This window comes from Streptococcus cristatus (assembly GCF_001588905.1).
Classification (GTDB): domain Bacteria; phylum Bacillota; class Bacilli; order Lactobacillales; family Streptococcaceae; genus Streptococcus; species Streptococcus cristatus_N.
Map to the genome: position 1 here is coordinate 1 of NZ_LAWH01000061.1, position 6,389 is coordinate 6,389.

Below are 6,389 nucleotides of genomic sequence, written 5' to 3' on the forward strand. Positions count from 1 at the left end.
CTAGGACTTTTGTCCCAGCCTCTTTTTTGCCGCTTTCTTCTTGACAAAATATGTAAAGGGAGCTATACTATATTTGAAAAAGTAAAGTTTATTTTACATTATGAGAAGGAGGCAGCCTTGGAAAATCGAATTCAAGAATTACGAAAAAGAAAAAAGCTCAGCCAGGAGGAGCTGGCTGAGAAGCTAGAGGTCACGAGACAAACGATTATTTCTTTGGAAAAGGGCCGCTACAATGCCTCGCTGCTTTTGGCTCATAAAATTGCATCCTTTTTCAATTTAAGGATTGAAGAAGTGTTTCTCTTTGAGGAGGATGAATCATGAAATGGACTTATTTATGTAAATGGATATTGGCTATTTTGGTGGTTGTTGGCTTATCTTATCTCCATTTGCAAGCCAATTTTATCCCTAAGGAAATCCTGCCTTTTGTGGCAGTTATCTTGATTGTGGTGATGTTGAAAATTTCCCAAGCGTATGAAAAATAGGAGGCCGATATGGAAGCATTAACTAAACAAGAATTTCGGAAAAAACTTCAAAAGAAAGTGATCATAGGTCGCATCCTAATCCTAGTCCTCTGGCTGGGACTGGGATGGAGCTACATTCATTCTCTGGATGATTTAGAGGAAGGCATTATGGTGGGTCTGCTTTTAGGGATTTCTTTGATGGTTCTGCGTTATAATCTTGCCTTGAAACGGGAGGAAGCCCTTAATAGGCTCTACATTCAGGTGACGGATGAACGCAATCGGATGATTGACGAAAAGACTCGCACTCTGCTGTTTGATATCCTTTTGCTGCTGGCAGCAGGACTAAGCCTTCTTTCTATGATTTTTCCTATCATTTTAAATCTCAATCAGTTTCTGACCTTGACCATTATCCTAGTTTTGGCCCTTTACTATCTCTTGCGTTTTCTCCTATCCAAGCGTTATTAAGAAAAAAAGCTGGCAGGGCCAGCTTTCTCAACAAGCTTTTAACAGAGCTTGTTTTTATTTTCTATAAAGTCGATCATACTGATAAACAGGGTCCATGGTCACATGGATGCCTAGTTTGCGCAGGACATTTTTATCTTCGTCGGTCAGCATCACAGTCGAATGAGCTTCGCTGCCTTTGAGGTTGCCCAGTTGCTGCATAGCGTTGGCAGCATCTTGATTTTCCATGGCTGTGATCGCCAGAGCCATCAAGATTTCGTTTGAGTGGAGGCGAGGATTGCGGCTACCCAGATGATTGATTTTCAGACCTTGAATTGGTTTGACATACTCAGGCTCAATCAGCTTGGTTTCTTTGGCAATGTTGGCTAATTTCTTAATGGCATTGATTAAGACAGCAGCCGTAGGGCCAAAGAGTTCAGAGGTTTTACCGGTTACGATTTCACCGTTTGGCAATTCCAAAGCCAGAGCGGGGTCGCCAGTACTTTCGGCCTTGGCACGCGCAGCCACGGTTACTTTCCGATCCAGCGGTGTGATGCCCAAGTCGTTCATCAAGAGTTCGATTTTCTTGACAGCAGATTCAGAAACGCGCTCTGCCTTGAAGTCCAGAATAGTCTGGTAGTAGCGACGGATGATTTCCTGTTGAGATGCCTCGATAGCTGCATCGTTGTCTACAATGGCAAAGCCGACCATGTTGACGCCCATGTCCGTTGGGGATGCATAAGGAGACTCGCCTAGGATGCGCTCCAGCATGCGTTTGAGGACTGGGAAAATTTCGATATCACGGTTGTAGTTGACGGTGGTTTTTCCGTAGGTTTGCAGATGGAAAGGGTCAATCATGTTGACGTCGTCGAGGTCGGCTGTAGCGGCTTCGTATGCTAAGTTGACTGGATGGTGCAGGGGCAGATTCCAAACTGGGAAGGTTTCAAACTTGGCATAGCCTGACTTGATGCCATTGATTTGGTCGTGGTACATGTTGGACAAGCAAGTAGCCAATTTACCAGAACCAGGACCAGGTGCGGTCACCACGACTAGATTACGGCTGGTTTTGATGTAGTCGTTTTTGCCCATGCCTTCAGGCGAGATGATATGGTCCATATCGGTCGGGTAGCCCTTAATTGGATAGTGGATGTAGGAGTCAATCCTATTCTTTTCTAACTGAGCTCGGAAGAGATCAGCTGCTGGCTGGCCAGAATACTGGGTGATGACTACTGAGCCAACATAAATATCCAGCTCGTTAAAGGTATCAATCAGGCGCAGAACTTCCTGATCATAGGAAATGCCCAAGTCGCCACGGGCTTTCGAGTGCTCAATATTATTGGCATTGATAGCAATGACAATCTCGACTTGGTCCTTGAGCTCCTTGAGCAGTCTGATTTTATTATCCGGCTCATAGCCTGGCAGGACGCGGGCAGCATGGAAGTCTTCCAGCATTTTACCACCGAATTCCATGTACAATTTGCCCTCAAATTGATGAATGCGCTCCAAGATATGGTCGCGCTGCAGGTTTAAGTATTTTTCAGAATCAAAAGCATTTTTTTTCATGTTTGTTTTTACCTCTGATAAAAATTATAACAAAAGATTAGAGATTTTTGGGTTTTGAAGCTAGGAAACTTGTAAAGATAATATGAAATGTACAGAAAAATCACCCGAATGGGTGATAAATCGTTAATAGCTGGTAATCGTGTCCACCGTTGAGCGATCCAGCTTTTTGACCAGCGCTTGCAGGAAGGCTTGGGCTTGCAGGAAATCGTCCATGGCATAGAGAGTTTGGTGGGAATGAATGTAGCGGGCGCAGACACCGATTGTGGTAGATGGCACACCACCGCTTTGGAGATGGGCAGCGCCAGCATCGGTTCCCCCTTTTCCGCAGTAGTATTGATACTTGATACCTGCTTCTTCAGCAGTTGTCAAGAGGAAGTCCTTCATAGCTGGTAGCATGAGATGACCGGGATCAAAGAAACGAATCAACGTTCCATCACCGATGGCTCCTTGACCGCCATAGATGTCACCTGCTGGGGAGCAGTCCACAGCTAGGAAGACCTCAGGGGCAAATTTTGTCGTTGAAGCATGGGCACCACGCAGGCCAACCTCTTCTTGAACATTGGCGCCGACATAGAGTTGGCTGCCTAGTGATTGACCAGACAAGGCTTGAGTCAATTCGCTGACCATAAGGACGCCGTAGCGATTGTCCCAGGCTTTGGAGATGATATTTTTCCCGTTAGCTGTGAGAATGGCAGAGCTGTCTGGTACAATCGTGTCTCCTGGACGGATGCCATAGCTTTCAGCTTCTGCCTTGTCCGCAAAGCCGCCGTCAAAGACAATGTCCGCAACCTGTGGCATAACTGGTCCGCCAGAGCCACGTGTCAGATGAGGAGGGACAGAACCTGAGATGACAGGAATTTCCCGGCCTTCACGGGTAAAGAGTTTGAAGCGTTGACTGCTCACGACCAGAGGGTTCCAACCGCCGATTTCCACTACGCGGAAAGTCCCGTCGGGCTTGATCTCGCTGACCATGAAGCCAACCTCGTCCATGTGAGCCGCTACCAACACACGGGGAGCATTTTCTGCTTGAGAATGCCGAACCCCGAAGATGCCGCCTAGACCGTCGGTAACGACCTCATCAACGTGAGGAGTGAGTTTTTCTCGCAGATAGCCGCGAACAGGTGCCTCGTGACCAGAGATTGCTGAAAGCTCGGTCACTTCCTTGATTTTTGAAAATAAGTCAGACATAAATTTACCTTCTTTCTGCCTCTATTTTATCACTTTTTTAAAGGGAATAACAGGATGAACTAGAAGAAGCTGAGAAATCTGCAATATTGTTTGTCGCCTCTCCGCTTTTGTGTTAAAATATTCTACATGAAAGCTAAAAAAATCATTTTAACAACAACCGCTCTTTTGGGAGCAGGAGCCTTGGCCTTTGGAGCTGCCAAGCTTGTGCAGGAGCAAAAAAGACTGCGCAATAGAGAAGAAATTGTTCAAATCGTGCGGGAATTTTTTTCCATCCGAGGACCGATTGCAACGGTTTATGTGGAACTTTATGAATCAACCGACAACCGTACAGTTGGAGGGGTTGTCCTAGAAGATGACCGCCATTTTACCTTCGTCTATGAAAATGGTCAGTTGACCTACGAGGAAGAGTGATGATTCAGCCGCAAAGCATGGAGGAGTTGGCTTCTTATGTAGAGCACAAGGGGAAGACTGTCTTCTTTTTCACAGCAGACTGGTGTGGAGACTGTCGCTTTATCAAGCCTTTTCTGCCAGAGATAGAAGCTGAAAATCCTGAATTTACCTTTGTTGAGGTGGATCGGGATCAGTATATGGCTGTCGCCCAAAAATGGGATGTTTATGGGATTCCTAGTCTGGTTGTTGTGGAAGATGGGCGAGAGATTGGTCGCTATGTCAATCGCGACCGCAAGACCAAGAGTCAAATCAATGATTTTTTAGCGAGTTTATAAGAAGGTTTAAAAGTATTTTTGGAGGAAGAAATGATTTTTACATACAACAAAGAGCATGTAGGAGATGTTCTCATGGTCATCGCTGCCGATGATCAGGGAGCTAAACTAAGCGCTGAGCGCAAAGGGAATGTAGCGCGTGTTTACCGCGAAGATAATGGACAGACAGTAGCTTGGAACATTTTTGAACTGTCAAATCTTTTTGAAATTGCAGAGCGTGGACAAGTTCAGCTGACGGATGAGCAAGTTGCGACTCTCAACCAAGAATTGACCAAAGAAGGCTTCGCAGCTGAGCTGGTTAAGGACTCAGAACCTAAGTTTGTTGTCGGTGAGATTGTCGAGATGGTAGCACACCCAGATAGCGACCACCTTAACATTTGTCAGGTGCAGGTGGCAGCCGACAAGACAGTTCAAATCGTGGCTGGTGCTCCGAATGCTCGTGTCGGCCTCAAGACAATCGTGGCCTTGCCGGGTGCTATGATGCCCAAAGGAAATCTCATTTTTCCAGGTGAACTCCGTGGAGAAAAAAGTTTTGGCATGATGTGCAGCCCTCGTGAACTTGCCTTGCCAAATGCTCCGCAAAAACGTGGGGTTATTGAATTATCAGATGACCAAGTTGTCGGAACTCCATTCGACCCAGCTAAACACTGGACTGCCTAGGGAGTTGTCAGTATCTGATACACCAGATAGAAGGAAATAAGATGGCAAAAAATGTTGTGATTACAGGAGCGACATCAGGAATTGGTGAAGCGATTGCGCGTGCTTATCTGGAGCAGGGTGAGAATGTCGTTCTAACGGGGAGACGGACAGACAGACTAGAAACCCTCAAATTGGAGTTTGCAGCAACCTATCCAAATCAAACAGTTTGGACCTTTCCACTGGATGTCACGGATATGACCATGGTCAAGACTGTCTGCTCCGATATTTTGGAAACGATAGGGCAGATTGATATCTTGGTCAATAACGCTGGACTAGCTCTTGGCTTGGCCCCCTATCAAGACTATGAAGAATTGGATATGCTGACCATGTTGGATACTAATGTCAAGGGGTTGATGGCGGTCACTCGCTATTTCTTGCCAGCAATGGTAAAAGCTAATCAAGGTCATATCATCAATATGGGGTCAACTGCGGGAATCTACGCCTATGCAGGTGCAGCTGTCTATTCAGCAACCAAGGCTGCAGTTAAGACTTTTTCAGATGGACTGCGAATTGATACCATCGCAACGGACATCAAGGTGACAACTATTCAGCCTGGAATTGTCGAAACAGATTTTTCTAGAGTACGTTTCCACGGTGATAAAGAGAGGGCGGCGACGGTCTATCAGGGAATTAAGGCCTTGCAAGCTCAGGATATCGCAGACACGGTTGTTTATGTGACCAGTCAGCCCCGTCGTGTTCAGATTACAGATATGACCATTATGGCCAATCAACAGGCGACAGGTTTCATGGTTCATAAAAAGTTACAAATTTCTGAGGAAAGTTACAAATTTCTGTAACTTTTTTGATTTCCTGCGAATAGATAAGTAGGAGGATGAAAAATGTATAATAAAGTTATCATGATCGGGCGCTTGACGTCTACACCAGAGTTACACAAGACAGCAAATGACAAGTCGGTTGCGCGTGCGACAGTGGCTGTGAATCGCCGTTACAAGAGCCAAAATGGGGAGCGTGAAGCGGATTTTGTCAACCTTGTCGTCTGGGGGCGTTTGGCTGAGACCTTGGCTAGTTATGCTAGCAAGGGGAGTTTGATTTCTCTGGATGGAGAATTGCGGAGTCGTCGCTATGAAAAAGATGGAACCACCCATTATGTGACAGAAGTTCTTTGCAGTGGTTTTCAGCTTTTAGAAAGCCGAGCCCAGAGAGCCCTCCGTGAGAATAATACGGGAGCAGATCTGGCGGATTTGGTACTGGAAGAAGAAGAGCTTCCCTTTTAAGAACGAACTGACTGATCTGAGAGTTCCTTGATAAAAAAGAAGAGAGTGGGCCAGAAATCGGTAATTCGTTAGAATTCGAT

General features: G+C 45.9%; 10 protein-coding genes. 8 read left to right on the plus strand and 2 right to left on the minus strand.

The genetic code is table 11. The features are described from left to right. The first annotated feature begins 117 nt into the window (after positions 1–117). From A0765_RS09440 to A0765_RS09445, 3 genes are read left to right on the plus strand one after another with little or no spacing between them, the layout of a single operon-like run. On the plus strand, positions 118–321 hold the full coding sequence (locus A0765_RS09440; protein WP_002896748.1) for a helix-turn-helix transcriptional regulator: 204 nt from the start codon (positions 118–120) through the stop codon (positions 319–321). Beyond that, positions 318–482 carry a hypothetical protein gene (locus tag A0765_RS10375; RefSeq protein ID WP_142325664.1) on the plus strand — a complete coding sequence of 55 codons (165 nt, stop codon included), beginning with the start codon at positions 318–320 and terminating at the stop codon, positions 480–482. The genes A0765_RS09440 and A0765_RS10375 overlap by 4 nt, the downstream gene beginning before the upstream one ends. Before the next feature lie 9 nt (positions 483–491). After that, positions 492–926, plus strand: coding sequence for a DUF2178 domain-containing protein (locus A0765_RS09445; protein WP_048765456.1), 435 nt, complete (start codon positions 492–494; stop codon positions 924–926). A gap of 54 nt (positions 927–980) precedes the next feature. On the opposite strand, the gene A0765_RS09450 is transcribed toward A0765_RS09445, so the two are convergent. Together A0765_RS09450 and pepA are read right to left on the minus strand one after the other, a co-directional pair. After that, positions 981–2,465, minus strand: coding sequence for a DUF1846 domain-containing protein (locus tag A0765_RS09450; protein ID WP_062006307.1), 1,485 nt, complete (start codon positions 2,463–2,465; stop codon positions 981–983). A gap of 123 nt (positions 2,466–2,588) precedes the next feature. After that, the gene (gene pepA, locus A0765_RS09455) at positions 2,589–3,653 is read right to left on the minus strand and encodes a glutamyl aminopeptidase (RefSeq protein WP_062006309.1); all 1,065 of its coding nucleotides are present in this window, start codon (positions 3,651–3,653) and stop codon (positions 2,589–2,591) included. Between the two features lie 126 nt (positions 3,654–3,779). Here pepA and A0765_RS09460 point away from each other — a divergent pair, with 126 nt between their 5' ends. Genes A0765_RS09460 through A0765_RS09480 form a run of 5 tightly spaced genes read left to right on the plus strand, consistent with a single transcriptional unit; the run spans position 3,780 to position 6,309 of the window. After that, a complete protein-coding gene (locus A0765_RS09460) occupies positions 3,780–4,064 on the plus strand; it encodes a DUF4651 domain-containing protein (protein WP_062006311.1) in 285 nt (94 codons plus the stop codon). Next, positions 4,064–4,378, plus strand: coding sequence for a thioredoxin family protein (locus A0765_RS09465; protein ID WP_062006314.1), 315 nt, complete (start codon positions 4,064–4,066; stop codon positions 4,376–4,378). Before A0765_RS09460 ends, A0765_RS09465 begins: the two co-directional genes overlap by 1 nt. A 30-nt stretch (positions 4,379–4,408) precedes the next feature. Further along, positions 4,409–5,035 carry a YtpR family tRNA-binding protein gene (ytpR, locus tag A0765_RS09470; RefSeq protein WP_062006315.1) on the plus strand — a complete coding sequence of 209 codons (627 nt, stop codon included), beginning with the start codon at positions 4,409–4,411 and terminating at the stop codon, positions 5,033–5,035. A gap of 41 nt (positions 5,036–5,076) precedes the next feature. Next, a complete protein-coding gene (locus tag A0765_RS09475; RefSeq protein WP_062006317.1) occupies positions 5,077–5,871 on the plus strand; it encodes an SDR family NAD(P)-dependent oxidoreductase in 795 nt (264 codons plus the stop codon). A 42-nt stretch (positions 5,872–5,913) separates the two neighbouring features. After that, positions 5,914–6,309, plus strand: a complete 396-nt coding sequence (locus A0765_RS09480; protein ID WP_062006319.1) for a single-stranded DNA-binding protein — start codon at positions 5,914–5,916, stop codon at positions 6,307–6,309. Positions 6,310–6,389 lie beyond the last annotated feature (80 nt).

Bases quoted from the DNA above. Each gene is read 5' to 3' on its own strand.
- A0765_RS10375 (WP_142325664.1), top strand. From the start codon at position 318: ATGAAATGGACTTATTTATGTAAATGGATATTGGCTATTTTGGTGGTT.
- A0765_RS09445 (WP_048765456.1), top strand. From the start codon at position 492: ATGGAAGCATTAACTAAACAAGAATTTCGGAAAAAACTTCAAAAGAAA.
- A0765_RS09450 (WP_062006307.1), bottom strand. From the start codon at position 2,465: ATGAAAAAAAATGCTTTTGATTCTGAAAAATACTTAAACCTGCAGCGC.
- pepA (WP_062006309.1), bottom strand. From the start codon at position 3,653: ATGTCTGACTTATTTTCAAAAATCAAGGAAGTGACCGAGCTTTCAGCA.
- A0765_RS09460 (WP_062006311.1), top strand. From the start codon at position 3,780: ATGAAAGCTAAAAAAATCATTTTAACAACAACCGCTCTTTTGGGAGCA.
- A0765_RS09465 (WP_062006314.1), top strand. From the start codon at position 4,064: ATGATTCAGCCGCAAAGCATGGAGGAGTTGGCTTCTTATGTAGAGCAC.
- ytpR (WP_062006315.1), top strand. From the start codon at position 4,409: ATGATTTTTACATACAACAAAGAGCATGTAGGAGATGTTCTCATGGTC.
- A0765_RS09475 (WP_062006317.1), top strand. From the start codon at position 5,077: ATGGCAAAAAATGTTGTGATTACAGGAGCGACATCAGGAATTGGTGAA.
- A0765_RS09480 (WP_062006319.1), top strand. From the start codon at position 5,914: ATGTATAATAAAGTTATCATGATCGGGCGCTTGACGTCTACACCAGAG.